15 protein-coding genes are annotated in these 17,583 nt (G+C 71.1%); 13 read left to right on the forward strand and 2 right to left on the reverse strand.

What is annotated here, in order from left to right; all coding sequences use genetic code 11:
- The 3 genes from ACFYY7_RS00005 to ACFYY7_RS00015 all read left to right on the forward strand — a co-directional run.
- Positions 1 to 837, forward strand: an 837-nt coding sequence (locus tag ACFYY7_RS00005; protein WP_388655249.1) for an IS701 family transposase, incomplete at its 5' end; no start/stop codon positions are given.
- 568 nt (positions 838 to 1,405) lie between these two features.
- Complete coding sequence (locus ACFYY7_RS00010; RefSeq protein WP_388655251.1) at positions 1,406 to 4,948, forward strand: hypothetical protein; 3,543 nt, start codon at positions 1,406 to 1,408, stop codon at positions 4,946 to 4,948.
- Positions 4,949 to 4,959: 11 nt separating this feature from the next.
- Positions 4,960 to 5,337, forward strand: a complete 378-nt coding sequence (locus tag ACFYY7_RS00015) for a hypothetical protein (RefSeq protein WP_388655253.1) — start codon at positions 4,960 to 4,962, stop codon at positions 5,335 to 5,337.
- Between the two features lie 96 nt (positions 5,338 to 5,433).
- Here ACFYY7_RS00015 and ACFYY7_RS00020 read toward each other — a convergent pair whose 3' ends face one another.
- Positions 5,434 to 6,441 (reverse strand): SEC-C metal-binding domain-containing protein, encoded by a 1,008-nt coding sequence (locus tag ACFYY7_RS00020; RefSeq protein WP_388655255.1) that lies wholly within the window; start codon positions 6,439 to 6,441, stop codon positions 5,434 to 5,436.
- Positions 6,442 to 6,527: 86 nt separating this feature from the next.
- Here ACFYY7_RS00020 and ACFYY7_RS00025 point away from each other — a divergent pair, with 86 nt between their 5' ends.
- The 6 genes from ACFYY7_RS00025 (at position 6,528) to ACFYY7_RS00050 (ending at position 11,445) form a co-directional block, all read left to right on the forward strand.
- On the forward strand, positions 6,528 to 7,319 hold the full coding sequence (locus tag ACFYY7_RS00025) for a class E sortase (RefSeq protein WP_388655257.1): 792 nt from the start codon (positions 6,528 to 6,530) through the stop codon (positions 7,317 to 7,319).
- A gap of 55 nt (positions 7,320 to 7,374) precedes the next feature.
- Positions 7,375 to 7,533: a DUF3311 domain-containing protein gene (locus ACFYY7_RS00030; protein WP_124723383.1), complete on the forward strand. Its 159-nt coding sequence runs from the start codon at positions 7,375 to 7,377 to the stop codon at positions 7,531 to 7,533.
- A complete protein-coding gene (locus ACFYY7_RS00035; RefSeq protein ID WP_388655259.1) occupies positions 7,530 to 9,065 on the forward strand; it encodes a sodium:solute symporter in 1,536 nt (511 codons plus the stop codon). The genes ACFYY7_RS00030 and ACFYY7_RS00035 overlap by 4 nt, the downstream gene beginning before the upstream one ends.
- Before the next feature lie 165 nt (positions 9,066 to 9,230).
- Positions 9,231 to 9,563 carry a DUF6412 domain-containing protein gene (locus ACFYY7_RS00040; RefSeq protein ID WP_356483912.1) on the forward strand — a complete coding sequence of 111 codons (333 nt, stop codon included), beginning with the start codon at positions 9,231 to 9,233 and terminating at the stop codon, positions 9,561 to 9,563.
- A gap of 114 nt (positions 9,564 to 9,677) precedes the next feature.
- A complete protein-coding gene (locus ACFYY7_RS00045; protein WP_388655261.1) occupies positions 9,678 to 10,448 on the forward strand; it encodes a YidC/Oxa1 family membrane protein insertase in 771 nt (256 codons plus the stop codon).
- 136 nt (positions 10,449 to 10,584) lie between these two features.
- Positions 10,585 to 11,445: a fumarylacetoacetate hydrolase family protein gene (locus ACFYY7_RS00050; RefSeq protein WP_266732721.1), complete on the forward strand. Its 861-nt coding sequence runs from the start codon at positions 10,585 to 10,587 to the stop codon at positions 11,443 to 11,445.
- Positions 11,446 to 11,605: 160 nt separating this feature from the next.
- Here the strand turns inward: ACFYY7_RS00050 and ACFYY7_RS00055 are convergent, their stop codons facing one another.
- Positions 11,606 to 12,748 (reverse strand): Gfo/Idh/MocA family oxidoreductase, encoded by a 1,143-nt coding sequence (locus ACFYY7_RS00055; protein WP_388655263.1) that lies wholly within the window; start codon positions 12,746 to 12,748, stop codon positions 11,606 to 11,608.
- A 56-nt stretch (positions 12,749 to 12,804) separates the two neighbouring features.
- Between ACFYY7_RS00055 and ACFYY7_RS00060 the strand changes: the two genes are divergently transcribed.
- The 4 genes from ACFYY7_RS00060 (at position 12,805) to ACFYY7_RS00075 (ending at position 17,583) form a co-directional block, all read left to right on the forward strand.
- Entirely contained in the window at positions 12,805 to 13,917 is a 1,113-nt protein-coding gene (locus tag ACFYY7_RS00060; protein ID WP_388655265.1) for an ROK family protein, read from the forward strand.
- 229 nt (positions 13,918 to 14,146) lie between these two features.
- The gene (locus ACFYY7_RS00065) at positions 14,147 to 15,373 is read left to right on the forward strand and encodes a hypothetical protein (protein ID WP_388655266.1); all 1,227 of its coding nucleotides are present in this window, start codon (positions 14,147 to 14,149) and stop codon (positions 15,371 to 15,373) included.
- A gap of 156 nt (positions 15,374 to 15,529) precedes the next feature.
- Positions 15,530 to 16,300, forward strand: coding sequence for a GntR family transcriptional regulator (locus tag ACFYY7_RS00070; RefSeq protein WP_351260765.1), 771 nt, complete (start codon positions 15,530 to 15,532; stop codon positions 16,298 to 16,300).
- 158 nt (positions 16,301 to 16,458) lie between these two features.
- Positions 16,459 to 17,583 (forward strand): TIGR03364 family FAD-dependent oxidoreductase, encoded by a 1,125-nt coding sequence (locus tag ACFYY7_RS00075; RefSeq protein ID WP_388655269.1) that lies wholly within the window; start codon positions 16,459 to 16,461, stop codon positions 17,581 to 17,583.

The following is a 17,583-nucleotide window of genomic DNA, read 5'->3' on the forward strand; positions in this document are numbered from 1 at the left end:
GTGAACTGGCGTCTGTTCCTGCCCGGGAGCTGGGATCCCGCCTCGCCCAAGGCCGACCCGGCCAAGGTAGCCCGCCGCGACAAGTGCGCCATCCCCGTCCAGGTGGGCCATGTCGAGAAGTGGCAGCTGGCCCTCGACATGATCGACGAAACGCGGTCCTGGGGCATCGAGGTGCCCCAGGTCATCGCCGACGGCGGCTACGGGGACACCGCAGCCTTCCGGCTCGGCCTGGAAGAACGCAGCCTCGAGTACGTGGTGGGCATCTCGACCACGACCACCGCGCACCCCGAAGACGCACAGCCCTGCACCCCGGCCTACTCCGGCCGCGGCCCACGGCCGGTTCCTGCCTACCCCGAGGTGGCCCAGCGGGTGAGGAGCCTGGCCATCGCGGCCGGTAAGAACTCCGCGCGGCCGGTGCAGTGGAGGGAGGGATCGCGGCCGGGCAGCGGCAGCAGCGGGTACAAGCGCATGTACTCGCGCTTCGTGGCCCTGCGGGTTCGACCCGCCGGACGTGAGGTCCGCAAGGCCACGGCCGGCACCGAGCTTCCGGTCCGCTGGCTGCTGGCCGAATGGCCCGCCGGCCGGGACGAGCCCGTGCAGTTCTGGCTCTCCAACCTGCCCGAGACCACCCCGTTGCCCGTCCTCGTGCGCACCGCGAAGCTCCGCTGGCGCGTCGAGAACGACTACCGCGAGATGAAACAGGCCCTGGGCCTGGCCCACTTCGAAGGCCGAACCTGGCCAGGCTGGCACCACCACGTCACCCTCGTCTCGGTCGCCCACGCCTTCTGTACCCTGCAGCGACTGACCCGATCCCCAAAAGAGACGGCGTCGGCCTGAGCCTCTACCGAGTTGTCCGCGAGCTGCAGATACTCATCGCGACCTGGACCGGCGCCTGCCCCACTTGTCACCGCGACATGCCAGACCCCGCACCAACATGACCAAGCCCTACTAGTTGCTCACTGACAGCACACCTGACCTCTTCATTCGTAACAGAAGCAACTCGGACAAGGTAGCCGCGATCTTGTCTCTGCACGGAATCGTGACGCTGCCTCCGAGGTGGTGTGCCGTGGCGGTGCCACTGCCCGGCCTGATCGCCCCGCCTGGGGCACATCGTGCGTGGTCGGGGCGGAGGCGCTGGAGTTCGGGCATGGGGCAACCCTATGGATTTCGGGCCGTGGGGTGGATTTCTTTTGTTGGCGGGGCTTCGGGAGGGGTGGTGGCCGCGTGGCCGTCGGGGGTGTGCGCTTCCGTGTTCCCGTTCGCGCAGTGAGGGTGCCCGTTGGGGCAAGTCCGGTGGTACATAACGGAGTTGGTCTTCCGTAGGGCCTTCCGGGCTTCGTATGTTTCTCCTTGGTGTGTTGGCCGAAACGGTGGGGTACGCGGCAGCGACGGGCCGGGAGGGCGGATGAAGGCGGTTCCGGGGATGGGCCCCGCCTCCGAGTCCGGCCGCAGGGGTACCCCCCTTCAGGAGAACGTGACACTCAAGCCCGAAGTGTCACGTTCGCAAGCACCCCCACCCCACCGCCCGCGGGGTGACCGCCCCGCTCCCGACCCCCGCAGCCTGCAGCGCCTGCAACGTGCGGCGGGCAACGCGGCTGTCTCCCGTCTGGTCGCGCAGCGGTATACGGCTCCGGTGAAGCCGTCCCCGGCGCAGGCGCCCGGCTTCCGCAAGGTGAAGGCGGATGTGGCGGCGAAGAAGGTCCGTCTGGCCCACCATGCGCCTGCTGCCGCGGAGTCGAAGTCCGCGCAGGACGCGGCGGTCGCGCCGCCGGACGACAAGGAGGCGCAGGGCAAGGCGGCGAACGCGGAGAAGATGAACGCGGCGAAGCCCGGGGAGTTCGACAAGCAGGCGTTCGTCGACGCGGTAAACAAGGCGATCGACGCGCAGGCGCCGAAGAACCTCGACGACGCCGACAAGTTCTCCAAGTCCGGCAAGGCCGACAAGATCAAGGGCGAGGTCGACGGGAAGGTCAGGGACGGGAAGGAGTCCTCGGCCAAGGACATCGACACCGCGACGAAGGCTCCGCCGGACACGGCCGCGGCGAAGGACAAGCCGGTCACCCCGATGACTCCGGATCAGGCGCCGGGCAACCCCGGCGCTCCGTCCGCGGTGGATGCCGTGCCGGCCCAGCAGCCCGCGTCCGTGACGGACTTCTCCGAGGGGCCGGCCGCCAATGACCAGGCGATGGCGGACGCGGAGGTCACCGAGGACCAGCTCGCCAGGGGCAATGAGCCGGAATTCGACCAGGCTCTCTCGGCGAAGAAGACCGCCGAGACCGATTCCGCGAAGGCTCCCGCGAAGGGCAAGGCGGCCGAGGCCCAGCAGCTGAGCACCGCGAAGGCCGGGGCGGCGGCTTCCGGGGCGCAGGCCATGAACGCGTTGACCGCGACCCGTGCCTCCGCGGGCAAGCAGGTCGATGGTGGCAAGGGCGAGACGAAGTCGAAGGACGAGAAGAAGCGCGCCGAGGTGACGGCGAAGCTCCAGAAGGTCTACGACGGGACGAAGAAGGACGTCGAGACCACTCTGTCCGGTCTCGACAAGAAGGTCGACGAGGCATTCACCTCGGGCGAGAAGGCGGCCCGCGACGCGTTCACCGCCGACCACAAGCGCCGGATGAAGGCGTACAAGGACAAGCGGTATTCGGGGTGGACGGGCAAGGCGCGGTGGGTCAAGGACAAGTTCGCGGGCCTGCCCAAGGAGGCCAACAACCTCTATCAGGAGGCCCGCAAGCTCTACGTCGCGAAGATGCAGACGGTCATCTCGTCGGTGGCCGACATCATCGGCGCGGAGCTCGGCAGGGCGAAGGCTCGTATCGCGAAGGGGCGGGCGGAGCTGAAGGCCGAGGTCGACAAGCTCCCCGCGGACCTGAAGCAGTTCGGCGAGGACGCGGCGAAGGACTTCGCGGGGAAGTTCGACGATCTCGAAGCCACGGTCAACGAGAAGTCCGAGCAGCTCGTCCAGGACCTCGCCAACAAGTACACCGCTGCTCTGAACAAGATCGACGAGGAGATCAAGAAGCTCCAGGAGGCCAACAAGGGGCTGATCGACAAGGCGAAGGACGCGATCGTCGGCGCCATCAAGACGATCAACGAACTGAAGAACCTCCTCCTCGGCATCCTCGCCAAGGCCGCCTCCGCCATCATGAAGATCATCAAGGACCCCATCGGGTTCCTCGGCAACCTCGTGCGCGCGGTCGGCGCCGGGCTTCAGCTCTTCGTCACCAACATCGCCACCCACCTCAAGACCGGTGTCGTGTCCTGGCTGCTGGGCACCGCGGTCAAGGCGGGTCTCGAACTCCCGCAGAAATTCGACCTCAAGGGCATCATCCAGCTCATCGCCTCCCTCCTCGGCCTGACCTGGGACAACATCCGCGCCCGCATCACCCGCAAGGGCATCCCCGAGCAGGCGATGACCGCCGTCGAGTCCTCCGTCCCCGTCGCCCAGACCCTTGCCCGCGAAGGTCCGGCGGGGGCCGTCAAGGAGATCACCGAGGAGGCCGGCGACCTCAAGGCCACCATCCTCGAAAAACTCACCAGCTACCTGATCCCCACCGTCATCATCGCCGGGATCACCTGGATCATCTCCCTCCTCAACCCCGCCTCCGCCTTCGTCCGCGCGGTCAAGGGAATCATCGACATCGTCACGTTCATCGTGAACCAGGGCGCCCAGATCGTGGAGTTCGTCAACGCCGTCCTGGACGCCGTCATCGCCATCGCCAACGGCGGCTCGGCAGGCGTCCCGAAGATGGTCGAGGCCGCCCTTGCCGCAAGTGTGCCGTTGCTGATCGGGTTTCTCGCTTCGCTTCTCGGGATCGGCAGCCTGGCCAACAAGGTCAAATCCGTCTTCCATGCCGTCGCCAGACCGGTCAACCGTGCCATCGACAAAATCGTGGGCTTCATCGCGAAGAAGGGGAAGGCGCTGTGGCGTAGGCTCCAGAATAAATTCCCCGGAAAGTCGAATAATAAGAACAAGGTGGGTGAGGGGGATTCCGGGAAGTCGGAAGACGGCAAGAAACGGCAGGCCATAGCAGCCGCCGACCGCCTCCTTTCGTCGAAGCCGCCCCTAGGATCCGTGCCGGCCCGCCTCGCCCCCATATCGGGAAGCCACGGAGTTCCGCTCCGGCTGATCAAAGAATCCACGAATGCCGACGGCGCTCACGTCCACGTGCAGGCCATCAAGACCAATACGCACACACTCCCGCCCGAGCCCGTCTACGACCCCGGTGCGTACTCGGATGTCGAGCTGTGGGAACACGCGCAGAAGGGGATTCGGCTCAAGGGGCAGAAGGGGGCGGAAGGCCGCGTGAATCGTGATGCGGCCAGAGCGGAGCTGGCTCGGCGCATAGGCGGCGTTGCGGACAAGGATCTCGTCGGCCATCTCGCCAAGAAGGACCCGCGGCGGACCAGAGGCGCCTCCGGAGAGGACGCCGCAGGTCACCAGAGCGGCCACATTGCGGGGCGGCATGTTCTGGGCCAGTCGCGGGACTTGAAAGCCGTGGCTCCCGCGGTGCTCGGTTCCACCGTCAGCGAGGACTGGGTCGCATACCGCGCAGCCACCAACATTCCCAAGTGCGGCGGGATGGCGGGGGCGTTCGCCGGAAGCGGTGATGCGAGCACCTGCATACAGAACGCAGTTTCGGACGTCATGCAGGATTGGATGGCGTTCAGGGTTGAAATTCTCAAAAAGGGTAAAATTCAGACCATTGTTCCTGTCGTAGGTGCCGGAGTCTGTTTTCTGCGCATGGACAGTCATGCGGCCACCGCGAGTCAGCTTCCCACGTGGCTGGGAGGTTCAACCAATCGAAAACTCCATCCCCAGGACGCCAATGCGTCCACATCTCCGCCCCTCGCCGACAGAGGATCTCCGGGCGGCACCGAAGTCCGCATCCTGCTCGACAAGTCGGCACCTCAGGGGTGGTTCGTCCACAGCGCTTGGCCGACGATCTGAGCAGGGGACCGATGACCGACAACAATGAACTGGGCTGGCGCATTCTCCGCGAGATCGAGCAGGACCATGAGTGGCGTGAGCAGAATCCCGCGCTCTTCTTCGCGGAGCTCTGCGACGACCTCTGGCGCACGACGCCCGACGACGAAGCGCTGGAGGTCTTCAAGATCCGGGTCAGGAACGCCGGTTGGTGGGCTTCCGATGTCGTCGACTGCGTGGAGAGGGTCGTGGCCGACCGACCCGATTGGGCCGCCCGCACGCTGGAGCACTCCGCCGACCTCTGGTTCGGCAGCCCGGCGGAGGAGACACCGGAGCCCTACCTCGACTGGCTGGCCGAACGGGCCGTTGAACTGCGCAGCGCGCTCGATGAGGTGCGCAGAGGACCTGCGTGAGGCTCCGCGCCGGGTTCTTCCCGAGCCGCCGACGCGGTTTTGTCGCGGTACGGGGGCCCGCGTCCTGACCGGAACAAGCCCCCGCACCGCCGACGCTCAGTCGCCCCCGTGGCACTCCCGGTACGCCCGCCCCGAGCCGCACCAGCAGGCCGCGCTGCGGGCCGGGGGCCAGGGGATCGCGCGGCCGCGGGCGGCGAGGGTGGTGGCGTACTGGGGGAGGAGGCCCGGGTCGGACGGGGACGCGGCCTCCGAGGCGGCGAAGGCCTCGTACGAGGGGACCGTGCCGGTCACGATGCCCAGGTTCGGGGTACCGGCCTGGTGGAGGTCGCGGAGGGCGGACTCCAGGCGGGCCAGGTGCTCGGTGTGGGAGGGGTACTCCTCGCGCAGGTCCGGGTAGGCGGCGAGGAGTTCGGTGAGTTCGGCGGCCGGCCAGTGCAGCAGCGCGACCGGGAACGGCCGGGACAGCGCGGTGCGGTACGTGCCCAACTCGGCGCGGAGGCGGGTGATCTCGGCCCGGAGCTCGCCCGGGTCCGAGGAGCCCAGCGACCACAGGCGCTTCGGGTCGTGGAGCTCGTCCAGCGGGACGGCGGCGGTGTGCAGGGTGTCGGCCAGCTCGTCCCAGGAGTCGTGGTCGACACCCATCAGCCTGCGTACCCGGTGGCGGCCGAAAACCAGTGACTGGACGGCGTACGGGACCTCCTCGCCCGGCGTCAGGAGCAGCGTCAGCGCGGTCGAGAAGTAGTCGTGGGCCGCTTCGAGTTCGTCGTGGGCTTCGAGGGTCTCGGCCGCGATCTCCCAGGGGCCCGGGTCGAGCGGGCCCGCGGCGCGGATGCCTTCGATGATCGCGCGGGCCTCCGCCTCGTGGCCGTACTCCCACAGGTTGGCCGCGTTGAGGGCCTTGACCAGGTGCGGGTGGTCGAGATCGAGGTCGGGGGAGCCGAGGAGTTCGTCGTAGAGGGTGGTGGCGCGGGCGCGGTCGCCGGCGAGTTCCAGATGGGCCGCGGCCTGGAGGAGCAGCGGCTCACGGTCCTCGGGGTACCGCGCCGCGGCGCGCAGCAGGCGCTCGGCTTCGGTGGTGTGGTCGGCAGGCGTGTCGGGGCGCATGGACCACACCGTACTGCTGTACGGCTCCGGGGCGGAGAGTTGTTCCAGGCCTGGTGAGTTACGGGCCGGGGGCCTATCGTGCGGCCGTGCGGGAGCGGATACCGGTGGTGGTGCAGCGCAACTCGCGAGGGCGCAGGGTCGCCGCGCGCGGGCTCTGGACGGGTGCCGAGCTGGTGGTGACCCTCGGCGTCGTCCTGTTGTTGCTCGTTGTTCATCAGCTGTGGTGGACCAACCGGCAGGCCCGCTCCGGGGCCGAGCACCAGGTGCGGGCCCTTCAGCGGGAGTGGGGGGAGGAGCGCGGGGGAGCCGGGGCGGTGCCCGGCGTTGATCCCGGGGGCGGGTCCGGGGATTCGGGTGAGCCCAGTGGGTCCGGTGGGTCCGGTGGGGCGACCGGCGGGGGACATGCCGCCCGTTCCGCGCCCCGGTGGGACCAGGCGTACGCCGTCATCCGCATCCCCCGGATCGGGCTCGCCGCGCCCGTCGCCCAGGGCATCAGCAAGAGCGGCGTCCTCGACAAGGGGTACGTCGGGCACTACCCGCGCACCGCGCAGCCCGGCCGGCCCGGGAACTTCGCGCTCGCCGGGCACCGCAACACGCACGGCGAACCCTTCAGGTACATCAACCGGCTGCGGCGCGGGGACCGGATCACCGTCGAGACCCGGGACGCCGTGTACACGTACACCGTCGACCGGACGCTCGCGCGCACGAGCCCGCGCGACGGCGGTGTCATCGCCGCGATCCCGCGCAGCAACGTGAAGCCGTACACCGGATACAACGAGGCCGGTTCCTATGTGACGCTCACTACCTGCACGCCCGAATTCACCTCCCGGTACCGGCTTGTCGTATGGGGAAAACTCGTGGACGTCCGGTCGCGGTAGCGGCGTCGCACTAAGGTTCCCTCACGTGCTCAGACGACGTCCGCAGTTGTTGTGGTTGCTGGTCCCCTACGTGCTCTACCTGGGAGTGCTGCCGCTCGTGAACCGGGTCCACCCGGTGATCCTCGGGCTGCCGTTCCTCTTCGTGTGGCTGCTCGGGGCGACCCTGCTGACCCCCGTCGCCGTATGGCTGACCCGTCGGGGGGACCGCCGGTGAACGCCACCGTCGCGACCTCCGTCTTCGCGGTCTTCATGGTCGCCACCGTCGCCCTCGGGCTGCTCGCGACGCGCGGGCGGCGGAAGGGGAACGGCGAGGGCGGCGGGCTCGCCGAGTGGTCCGTGGGCGGGCGCAGCCTCGGGACCGTCTTCATCTGGGTGCTGATGGCCGGCGAGGGCTACACCAGCTTCAGCTACCTGGGCGCCGCGGGCTGGGGCTACAACTACGGGGCGCCGGTGCTCTACGTGGTGGCGTACATGTCCTGCGGGTACGCCATCGGCTACGTAGTCGGGCCGATGCTCTGGGCGTACGCGCGCAAGCACGGGCTCGTCGGGATCACCGACATGGTGGCGCACCGCTTCGGCCGGCCCTGGCTCGGCGCGCTCGTCGCCGTCCTCGCGACCGTGTTCCTGCTGCCGTACATCCAGCTCCAGATCACCGGCATGGGCGTGGTCGTCTCGACCATCTCCTACGGTGCCATCAGCCTGAACCAGGCCTACTTCATCGCCTTCGCCGTCACCACCGGCTTCGTCGTGGTGAGCGGGCTGCGCGGCAGCGCGTGGGTGTCCGTGCTCAAGGACGTCCTCGTGATCGCCACGCTCGGCTTCCTCGCCATCTACGTACCGATGCACTACTTCGACGGGTACGGGCCCTTCCTCGACCGGATCGTCACCGAGAAGAGCGAGTGGCTGACCTTCCCCGGGCACGGGGACAGCGGGCTCGGACAGGCATGGTTCATCACCACCTCGTTCCTCAACTCGCTCACCGTGGTGATCTTCCCGACGACCGTCGCGGGCTACCTCGGCGCGAAGAACGCCGACGTGCTGCGCCGCAACGCGATGCTGCTGCCCGCCTACAACGTGCTGCTCTTCGTGCCGATGCTGCTCGGCATGGCGGCCCTCTTCGTCGTGCCGGGGCTCGTCGGCGCCGAGTCCAACCTGGCCCTCTTCAAGCTGGTCGTGGACTCGCTGCCGGCCTGGGCGGTCGGTGTCATCGGGGTGGCGGCGGCGCTCTCCTCGATCGTGCCGATGGCCGTCTTCATGCTGGTCATCGGCACGATGTGGGGACGCAGCGTGCTCTCGCTCGTACCGCGCTTGGAGCGGCGGCAGAAGGGTGCCGCGCAGACCGTCGTGGTGGTGGCGGGCGTGATCGCGCTGGTGCTCACGTACACCGCGCCGAACACCCTGGTGCGGCTCTCCCTCATTTCGTACGAGGGAATGGCGCAGCTGCTCCCCATGGTGCTGCTGGGGCTGATGTGGCGGCGGCTGACCCTGCTCGGGGCGATGAGCGGGCTGGTCGTCGGTGTGGGTGTGGTGTGCGGGTTCGTGTTCACGGAGAACGATCCGGTGTGGGGGGTGAACGCGGGCATCGTCGCGCTCGGCGCCAACCTCGCCGTCGCGCTCGCGGTGACGTACGCGGGGCCGCGCGAACGCGACGAGCGGCCGGACGACGAGGTGCTCGCGCGGGACGAGATCGGGGCCCCGGAGCAGGTGGCGGAACCCGACGGCGCTCCCGTGGGGGCCAGTCGCTGACCGGCCGCTGACCGACCGTTCACCGGCCACCGACCCACCTCGGGCGGTCCGGTGCGCCGGACCCATCGTGTATAACGGCTGGAGAGCATCAGGCGCGCGTCTGTGCGAATGGCACGGGCGCGCGAGGCCGGCCGACCGGCCGCGAGCGGAAGAAGGGAGGGGCCGATGAGCGGCGACACCAGCCGTCTGCGCAGTGGCCTCGCCCGGCTGCTCCGCCCCGCCGGACTGCTGCTCTTCCTCATCACCGAGGTCCTCCTCGCCGAGGGCGGCAGCCTCTCCGCCGCGGTCGCGCTCGCCGCGACCGCCGCCGCCGGCTCCGCGCTCGCAGTCGCCTCGGTCATCAGCGCCCGCTGTGCCGCCCCGGTACCCCGCACCCGGGTCCGCACCGCCATCCGCGACCGGGAGAAACGCACCGCGTTCCTGCCGCAGCGGGATCCGGACGCCAAGGGGCGCAGGCGCCCCCGAGCCCCCGGCCGTGCCCTTCCGACGGCCGCGTAGGGGCTCGCAGCAGCAGCCACTTCCCCAGTAGGTGCGCCATGGGCGCCCCGCGCGGTTCGTCATGCCGAGTCCGTTCCTGCTCCCGGCACGACGAGACCCCCGGAGGGCTCATCCATGTCCGTCTTCATGTCCGCATTCGCCGACCTGGTCGGCGCGCTCGCCGATGTGCTGCACCCGCTCTTCCAGACCGCTTCCACCGCCGCCGCCATCGTGCTGTTCACCGCACTCGTCCGGCTCGCCGTGCACCCCCTGTCACGGGCCGCGGCGCGGGGACAGAAGGCCCGCACCAGGCTCCAGCCGCAGATCGCCGAGCTGCGCAAGAAGCACGGCAAGAACCCCGAGCGCATGCAGAAGGCGCTCATGGAACTGCACAAGGAGGAGAAGGTCTCGCCGCTCTCCGGCTGCCTGCCCAGCCTGTTGCAGATGCCCGCCTTCTTCCTGCTCTACCACCTCTTCTCCAGCCAGAAGATCGGCGGCGACCCCAACGAGCTCCTCGGGCACCAGCTCTTCGACGCACCGCTCGGCGAGCGCTGGCAGGACGCCCTCGCGCACGGCGGGCTGTTCGGCGCGCAGGGCCTGGTCTACATCGGGCTGTTCGCGATCGTCGCCGTCGTGGCCACGTTCAACTACCGGCGGACGAAGCGGCAGATGGCCGCCAACCCGGTCACCCCGGCCGCCGGCCCCGACGGGCAGCCGGTGCCCGGCATGGGCGCGATGACGAAGCTGATGCCGCTGCTGTCGTTCGCCACCCTCTTCACCGTGGCCGTGGTGCCGCTCGCCGCCGCGCTGTACGTCGTCACCAGCACCACCTGGACCGCGGTCGAACGGGCCGTCCTGTACCGCGACATGCCGGCCGCCGGGGCCGCCATGGCCACCGCGGCGTAATCGCGGCGGCGGATGCGCCGGTCCAGTGTGTGAACAGGGTCTTGCGGAGTGATCGGACGTCTTGGACGATCGGACAAGCCTGCGATGGCCGCCACCCATCCGACGGGCCCGATCTCGAACAAGGGGAGATAGACCGTTGAAGCTGCTTCGTGTGGGTACGGCAGGCGCTGAACGACCGGCACTGCTGGACGGGGACGGAACCCTGCGCGACCTGTCGGGAATCGTCACCGACATCGACAGTGCCCTGCTCGCCGACGAGTCGGCGCTCGCCCGGGTACGGGCCGCCGCGGCCGCGCCCGGCGAGCTGCCCGAGCTCGACGCCGAGGGGCTGCGGGTCGGGCCGCCGCTCGCCCGGATCGGCAAGATCGTGTGCATCGGGCTGAACTACCACGACCACGCCACCGAGACGGGCGCGGCGATACCCGCCGAGCCGATCCTGTTCTTCAAGGCGCCGGACACCGTCGTCGGGCCCGAGGACACGGTGCTGGTGCCGCGCGGCAGCGTGAAGACCGACTGGGAGGTCGAGCTCGCGGTCGTCATCGGGCGCACCGCCCGCTACCTGGAATCCGCCGAGGAGGGGCTCGCGCACGTCGCCGGGTACGCGACCTCGCACGACGTCTCCGAGCGCGAGTTCCAGATCGAGCGCGGGGGCACCTGGGACAAGGGCAAGAACTGCGAGACGTTCAACCCGCTGGGGCCCTGGCTGGTGACGGCGGACGAGGTCGCCGACCCGCAGGCGCTGCCGCTGAAGCTCTGGGTCAACGGCGAGCTGAAGCAGGACGGCACCACGGCCGACCAGATCTTCCCGGTGGGTGAGGTGGTCCGGTACCTGAGCCACTTCATGACGCTCTACCCGGGCGACGTGATCAACACCGGCACGCCGGCCGGGGTCGCCCTCGGCCAGCCGGAGCCCAAGCCGTATCTGCGGGCGGGTGACGTCGTGGAGCTGGAGATCACCGGGCTGGGACGGCAGCGGCAGGAGCTCAAGGACGCGTAACGGGTGCGCGGGGGCGGGGCGGGGCCCGGTGTGCGGTGCGGTGGGTGCGGTGCGGCCGCCGGGCTGGGCCGCTGGGCTGGCCGCCGGTGGCCGCGCCGCCCCCGCCGCCCCCGCCGTGTCCCAGCCCCGCCCCGCCGCGTCTTCCGTTGCGCGGCTGCCGTTACGAGAGGTTCACGGTGGCGCCCTCGCTCGCCGAGCGGCGGGCCGCCTCCAGGACATCCAGGGCCGCCGCCGCCTGAAGGGCGGTCACCGGGTTCTCACCCTTCCCGCGCAGCGCCGCGGTGACCGCCGCGTAGTACGCGGGGTAGTCGCCGGGCAGCGTGCGGACCGGGGTGCCGCCGCCCGTCAGCGGGGACTCGCCCGAGCCGATCCGGCCCCACAGTCCCTCGGGCTCCTCGCCCCACGGCCGGTCCGGCGCCGGACGCAGCCCCGCGCGCAGGTCGGCCTCCTGCGGGTCGAGCCCGTACTTCACATAGCCGGCACTCCGGCCGAGCACCCGGAAGCGCGGGCCGAGCTGGGCCGTCGTGGCACTGACGTACAGATGCGAGCGCACCCCGTTCACATGGGTGATCGCGATGAACGTGTCGTCGTCGGCGGCGGCGCCCGGACGGCGTACGTCGGACTCCGCGTACACCAGCGCCGCCGGTCCGAACAGGGTGAGCGCCTGGTCGACCACATGGCTGCCCAGGTCGTACAGCAGTCCGCCGATCTCCTGCGGGTCGCCCGACTCGCGCCAGCCGCCCTTCGGCTGCGGGCGCCACCGCTCGAAGCGGGACTCGAAGCGCTGTACGTCGCCCAGCGCGCCGTCCGCGAGCAGGCGGGCGAGAGTGCGGAAGTCGTTGTCCCAGCGGCGGTTCTGGAAGACCGAGAGCAGCAGCCCGCGCTCCTCGGCCAGGGCCGCGAGCCCCCGTGCCTCGGCCGCCGTACCGGCGACCGGCTTGTCCACGACGACCGGTAGACCGGCCTCCAGCGCGGCGGTCGCGATCGGGACATGGGTCTTGTTCGGCGAGGCGATCACGATCAGATCGAGCGCGCCGGGGCCGTCCCCGTCCGCCCGCTTCCACAGCTCCTGCGGCGACGCGGCGAACCGTACGCCGGGGAACTCGGCGCGCGCCTGCGCCCGCCGCTCCTCGTTCGAGGTGACGATCGTGTCGAGGACGAGACCGTCGGTCGCGGCGATCAGCGGGGCGTGGAAGACGGAACCCGCCAGACCGTAGCCGACGAGCCCGACCCGCAGCGGGGTCTCGGACGGTCCGGGCGTCTCGTGAGTCGCGTTGCCGGTCGTGCCAGTCATGCCAGTCATGTCCGCCACTTAAGCAACGCTGTTGCCATAGTGCAAGCGACAGCGACAATGGTGCCGTGAACAGGAGCAACAGCGGCGCGAACCTGCCGACGCTGCGCAGCCACAACGCGGCGCTGGTGCTGGATCTGCTGCGGGCGGCGGGCGAGCGCGGCATCAGCAGGCTCGAACTCGCCGAGCGCACGGGGCTCACGCCACAGGCCGTCAGCAAGATCACCGCCCGGCTGCGGGCCGAGGGCCTGGCGGCCGGGGCCGGCCAACGGGCCTCCACCGGCGGCAAGCCGCGCACCGTGCTGCGGCTGGTGCCGGACGCCGGGTACGCGGTCGGCCTGCACCTGGACCGTGACGAGCTGACGGTGGTGCTCGTCGACCTGTCCGGCGCGGTCGCCGCGAGCCGCACCGCCCCGCTGGACCTCGGCGCCCCGGCGGACGAGGTGCTCGCGGCGGCGGCGGACGCGGTGACCGCGGTACGGGGCGGGGGCCAGGGGCAGCCGGGGGTGCGGCAGGTGCTCGGGGTCGGCGTCGCGGTGCCGGGCCCGCTCGACCACCGGGGCGGGGTGCTGCACCGCGTCACGGGGTTCCCGCAGTGGGACGGCTATCCGCTGCGGGACGCGCTCGCGGTACGGACCGGGCTGCCCGTCGTCGTCGACAAGGACACCAACGCCGCCGCCCTCGGGCTCGCCCTGCGGGCGGCGGGCGACGGCGGCGACTTCGCGTACCTGCATCTCGGGACCGGGCTCGGCGCCGGGCTGGTCCTCGGCGGGGCGCTGCATCGCGGGGCCCGGACCGCGGCCGGTGAGTTCGGGCACCAGACCGTCCAGCTGGACGGGCCGGTCTGCGGCTGCGGGGGACGCGGCTGCATCGAGGCGCTCTGTCTCGCCGCGGTCGCCCGGGGGGATGCCGCGGAGGCCGCCCGGGTGCTGGGGACCGGCGCCGCCAACCTCGTCGGGCTGCTCGACATCGACCGGGTGGTGCTCGGCGGCCGTACGGTGGCCGCCGATCCCGACGCCTACGTACGGGGCGTCCGGGCCGTTATCGACGAGCGCGCCGGGCTGGGGGGCATCGACGCACCGGTGCCGGTCACCGCCGCCGGAGGGGGCGACCGGCCGGTCGCGGAAGGGGCCGCCCAGCTGATCCTGGCCCCGCTCTTCGGGCGGGCCGGCGGCGCGTGAGCGGCGTGGGCGGGGCCTGAACGGGCGCGGAGGCGCGGGGTGGGGGCGGGGCGAGAGCGGGGCGGCTGGGCCGACCGGGCGGAATCCGGGGGCCGACCGGGCGGTCCCTCGGCATGTCGGAGCAAGCCGTCTCGCGCGTGCGTGGCAGCGTCGCGGCCCAGAACCGGGTGAACTCCGGCGCACGGGGTGAGCCGACCGTTTCGCGAGCAGCGAAGGATGATCCCCCCAGATGTCCCCCACCCCGCCCCCGGCCGGACCGCCTTCCAGGGCCGCCGCACCGGCCGGTTCGACACCGGGCCGCGTCGCCGACTCCATCCCCGCCGCCGGCCCCGTGTCCGTCCCGACCGCCGGCCCCGTGTCCGTCCCGACCGCCAGTCCCACGTCCATCCCGCTGGCCACGGCCGCGTCCATCCCGGTGTTCACCGCCCACGCGCGCCCTCCCTCGCCCTCACCCCCGCCGCCCCCCGGGCGGACCCGGCACGGATTCGCGCTCGGGCTGGTCGCGGCGAGCGTCGTCCTCGGCGGCACATCCGTCGCACCCGCCTCCGCCGCGTCCTCGGCCACCCCGGTCTCGTCGCCCGACTCCACCACCGCCGACCAGCAACCCGCCTGCGGTGATCCGGAGGCGAAGGACTTCCCGATCAGCACCCGCATCCACGGGGGCCCGGACACGTACGCGTCCGGCGGCGGCTACGGAACCTGGTTCCTGGACCTGACCAACACCACGACCGAGTCGTGCCGGGGCATCCACCCCGTGCTCGTCCTCACCGACGAGGACCGCAGGCTGACCGCCGACCAGATCCAGCTGAAGTTCTCGGAGCAGGGCAGCCCCGGCACGGAGCACCGCGTCACCTGGGAGACCACCGACCAGCACGAGCACATCGGCGTCTTCGGCGGCGAGGGCGGCGACTCCTTCGACGGCTTCACCGTCCCGGCAGGCCGTACCGTCACCGTCCAGGTCCGGATGGCCTTCACCTCCGACACCAGCCCCGGCCGGATGACCGTCAACGCCGCCATCGTCCAGCGCCAGCGCGCCGCGAGCGGCACGGCCGACAAGGCGGGCAAGGACGACGGGGCCTGGGTCGGCGAGTCCGAGGAATACCCCTTCACCGTCGTCGTCGACGAGAGCGACGGCGCAGAGACCTCCGATGCCGATGAGATGGCCGAAACCGATGAGATGGCCGGGACCACCGAGACCGGTGAGACGCCCGGTGCCAGTGATGCGCCCGAGAGCAGCGAGACGGCCGGGACCGGTGAGGTCGGCGGTACCGGAGACACCCCGCGCGAGCCCCGGCCGGTCGGCCCCGGCCGGACCCCGGGACAGAGCGGCCGCCCGGAGCTGGCCGAGACCGGCTCGGGCAGCGTCCCCGCAGCCGGTATCACCGTCGCCGGGCTCCTGATCGGTGGCGGGGCGATGGTGATCAGGGCCCGGCGATCGCGCCGCGCGAACCCCTGAACCCAGGGCCCGCGCCCCCACGCCCCGAACCCGAGCCCTGGGCCACCCCCGAACCCGAGCCCTGGGCCCCCCGAACCCACCCCGAACCCACCCCGAACCGCCCTTCCCCCGCCCGGACGTTCACCGTTGTTCATGTCCGTCTGCCACCATCGGGCCGTGGACTACCCGCACGACCAGGCACCTGGCGCACCCATCCGTTCCGGCATCCCGGAGCACGGCCGTATTCCCAAGTACTACGCGGTCAAGGCCCATGTCTCCGTCCTCATAGAGGAGTTGGGCGAGGGCGGCATGCTGCCCACCGAACGCGATCTGGCCGAACGCTACGAGGTCTCGCGCGAGACGGTGCGCCAGGCGCTGCGGGAACTCCTGCTGGAGGGGCGGCTCGCCCGCCAGGGGCGCGGCACCGTCGTCGCGGGCCCCAAGCTGGAGCAGCCGCTCTCGCTGGCGAGTTACACCGAAGGCGTACGCCGCCAGGGCCGCACGCCGGGCCGTCACCTCATCGGGCTGGAGCGGTTCCCCTGCCCCGAGGCGCTCGCCGCCGACATCGGGGTGGAGCGCGGCGAGCCGGTCTGGCACCTGGAGCGGGTGCTGCTCGCCGACGACGACCGGGTCGGGCTGGAGAGCACGTACGTCTCCGTCGCCCGCGTACCGGATCTGGACACCGGGTTCGACCCCGACTCGTCCTTCTACGCCTACCTCCGCGACCGGCTCGGCATCCCCTTCGGCGATGCCGACGAGCGGATCGAGACGGTGCTCGCGACACCGCGCGAGGCGCTGCTCATCGGTACGCCGCCCGCACTGCCCATGCTGCTGATCCACCGGATCTCGCGCGACACCGCCGGGAAGCCGCTGGAGCGCGTGAGGACCCTCTACCGCGGCGACCGCTTCTCCTTCACCGCGCACCTGGGCCCGCAGGACGGTCGCTGAACAACCGCCCACACACGCGACCGATCGCAACAGCTCCGCGAATCGACTTACTTCGATAACGGGAATGTAACGGGTCTAGGCCAAGCTTGGGGCCCAGTTCACCGTCCCGTTGCCGTAAGGATCCGTGCGGGCCACCCGCCCCGAGGAGCGTAGCCGTCGTGAGAGTCATCGTCGTAGGAGCCGGCGTGGTGGGAACCATGCACGCCTGGCACGCAGTGAACCGCGGCCACGAGGTCGTACAGATCGAGCGCGAGAGCGAGGCGCGCGGGGCATCGCTCCGCAATTTCGGACAGATATGGGTCAGCGGCCGGGCCGGCGGCGAGGAGCTGGAGACCGCGCTGCGCGCCCGTGAGCTCTGGGAGGGCATCGGGGCACAGGTCCCGGACCTCGGCTTCCGGGCCTGCGGCTCGCTCACCCCGCTCCGCACCGAGCTGGAGACCGCCGTCGCGGAGGCGGCCGTCGCCCGGCCCGACGCGGCGGCCCGGGGCTACAAGCTGCTCACGGCCGGCGAGGCCCGTGCGATCAACCCCGCGCTGCGCGGGGAGTTCACCGCCGCCCTGTGGTGCGAGCGGGACGCCGCGGTCGAGCCGCGCACCGCACAACTCGCGCTGAAGCGGGAGCTGTTGAGGTCCGGCCGGTACACCTTCCTCGGTGGCCGCGAGGTCCGCGAGGTGGTGGGCACCGCCTCCGTCCGCGACGACCACGGCGACGTGCACACCGGCGACGCGGTGATCCTGGCCACCGGCGCCTGGCTCGGCGGCCTCGTCCGCGAGCTGGCCGGCCCCGATCTGCCGGTCCGCCGCGTCCGCCTCCAGATGATGCAGACCGACCCGCTGGGCGAGCCGCTCACCACCTCCGTCGCCGACGCGGACAGCTTCCGCTACTACCCGGCCTACCGGAGCGCGGCGCTGGACACCCTCAACGCCGAGCAGGCGCAGGCGCCCACCGCGGCGGCGCACAGGATGCAGCTGCTGATGGTGCAGCGCCGGGACGGCGGACTGACCATCGGCGACACCCACGAGTACGAGCACCCCTTCTCCTTCGACACCGTCGAGGAGCCGTACGAGCACCTCACCGGGGTCGTCGAGTCCTTCCTCGGCCGCCCGCTGCCGAGGATCCGCCACCGCTGGGCCGGGGTCTACGCCCAGTGCACCGACACCAGCCGGGTCGTCCACCGCCAGCAGGTGCGGGACGGCGTCTGGCTGGTCACCGGGCCGGGCGGCCGGGGCATGACCTGCTCGCCCGCCATTGCCGAAACGACCGCCGACGAACTGGGCTGGTGA

This window comes from Streptomyces sp. NPDC001933 (genome assembly GCF_042890955.1).
Taxonomy (GTDB): Bacteria; Actinomycetota; Actinomycetes; order Streptomycetales; family Streptomycetaceae; genus Streptomyces.

What these genes read in the sequence shown, in the direction of transcription:
- ACFYY7_RS00045 (WP_388655261.1), top strand. Translation starts at nt 9,678, where the DNA reads ATGTCCGTCTTCATGTCCGCATTCGCCGACCTGGTCGGCGCGCTCGCC.
- ACFYY7_RS00015 (WP_388655253.1), top strand. Translation starts at nt 4,960, where the DNA reads ATGACCGACAACAATGAACTGGGCTGGCGCATTCTCCGCGAGATCGAG.
- ACFYY7_RS00065 (WP_388655266.1), top strand. Translation starts at nt 14,147, where the DNA reads ATGTCCCCCACCCCGCCCCCGGCCGGACCGCCTTCCAGGGCCGCCGCA.
- ACFYY7_RS00055 (WP_388655263.1), bottom strand. Translation starts at nt 12,748, where the DNA reads ATGACTGGCATGACTGGCACGACCGGCAACGCGACTCACGAGACGCCC.
- ACFYY7_RS00010 (WP_388655251.1), top strand. Translation starts at nt 1,406, where the DNA reads ATGAAGGCGGTTCCGGGGATGGGCCCCGCCTCCGAGTCCGGCCGCAGG.
- ACFYY7_RS00040 (WP_356483912.1), top strand. Translation starts at nt 9,231, where the DNA reads ATGAGCGGCGACACCAGCCGTCTGCGCAGTGGCCTCGCCCGGCTGCTC.
- ACFYY7_RS00020 (WP_388655255.1), bottom strand. Translation starts at nt 6,441, where the DNA reads ATGCGCCCCGACACGCCTGCCGACCACACCACCGAAGCCGAGCGCCTG.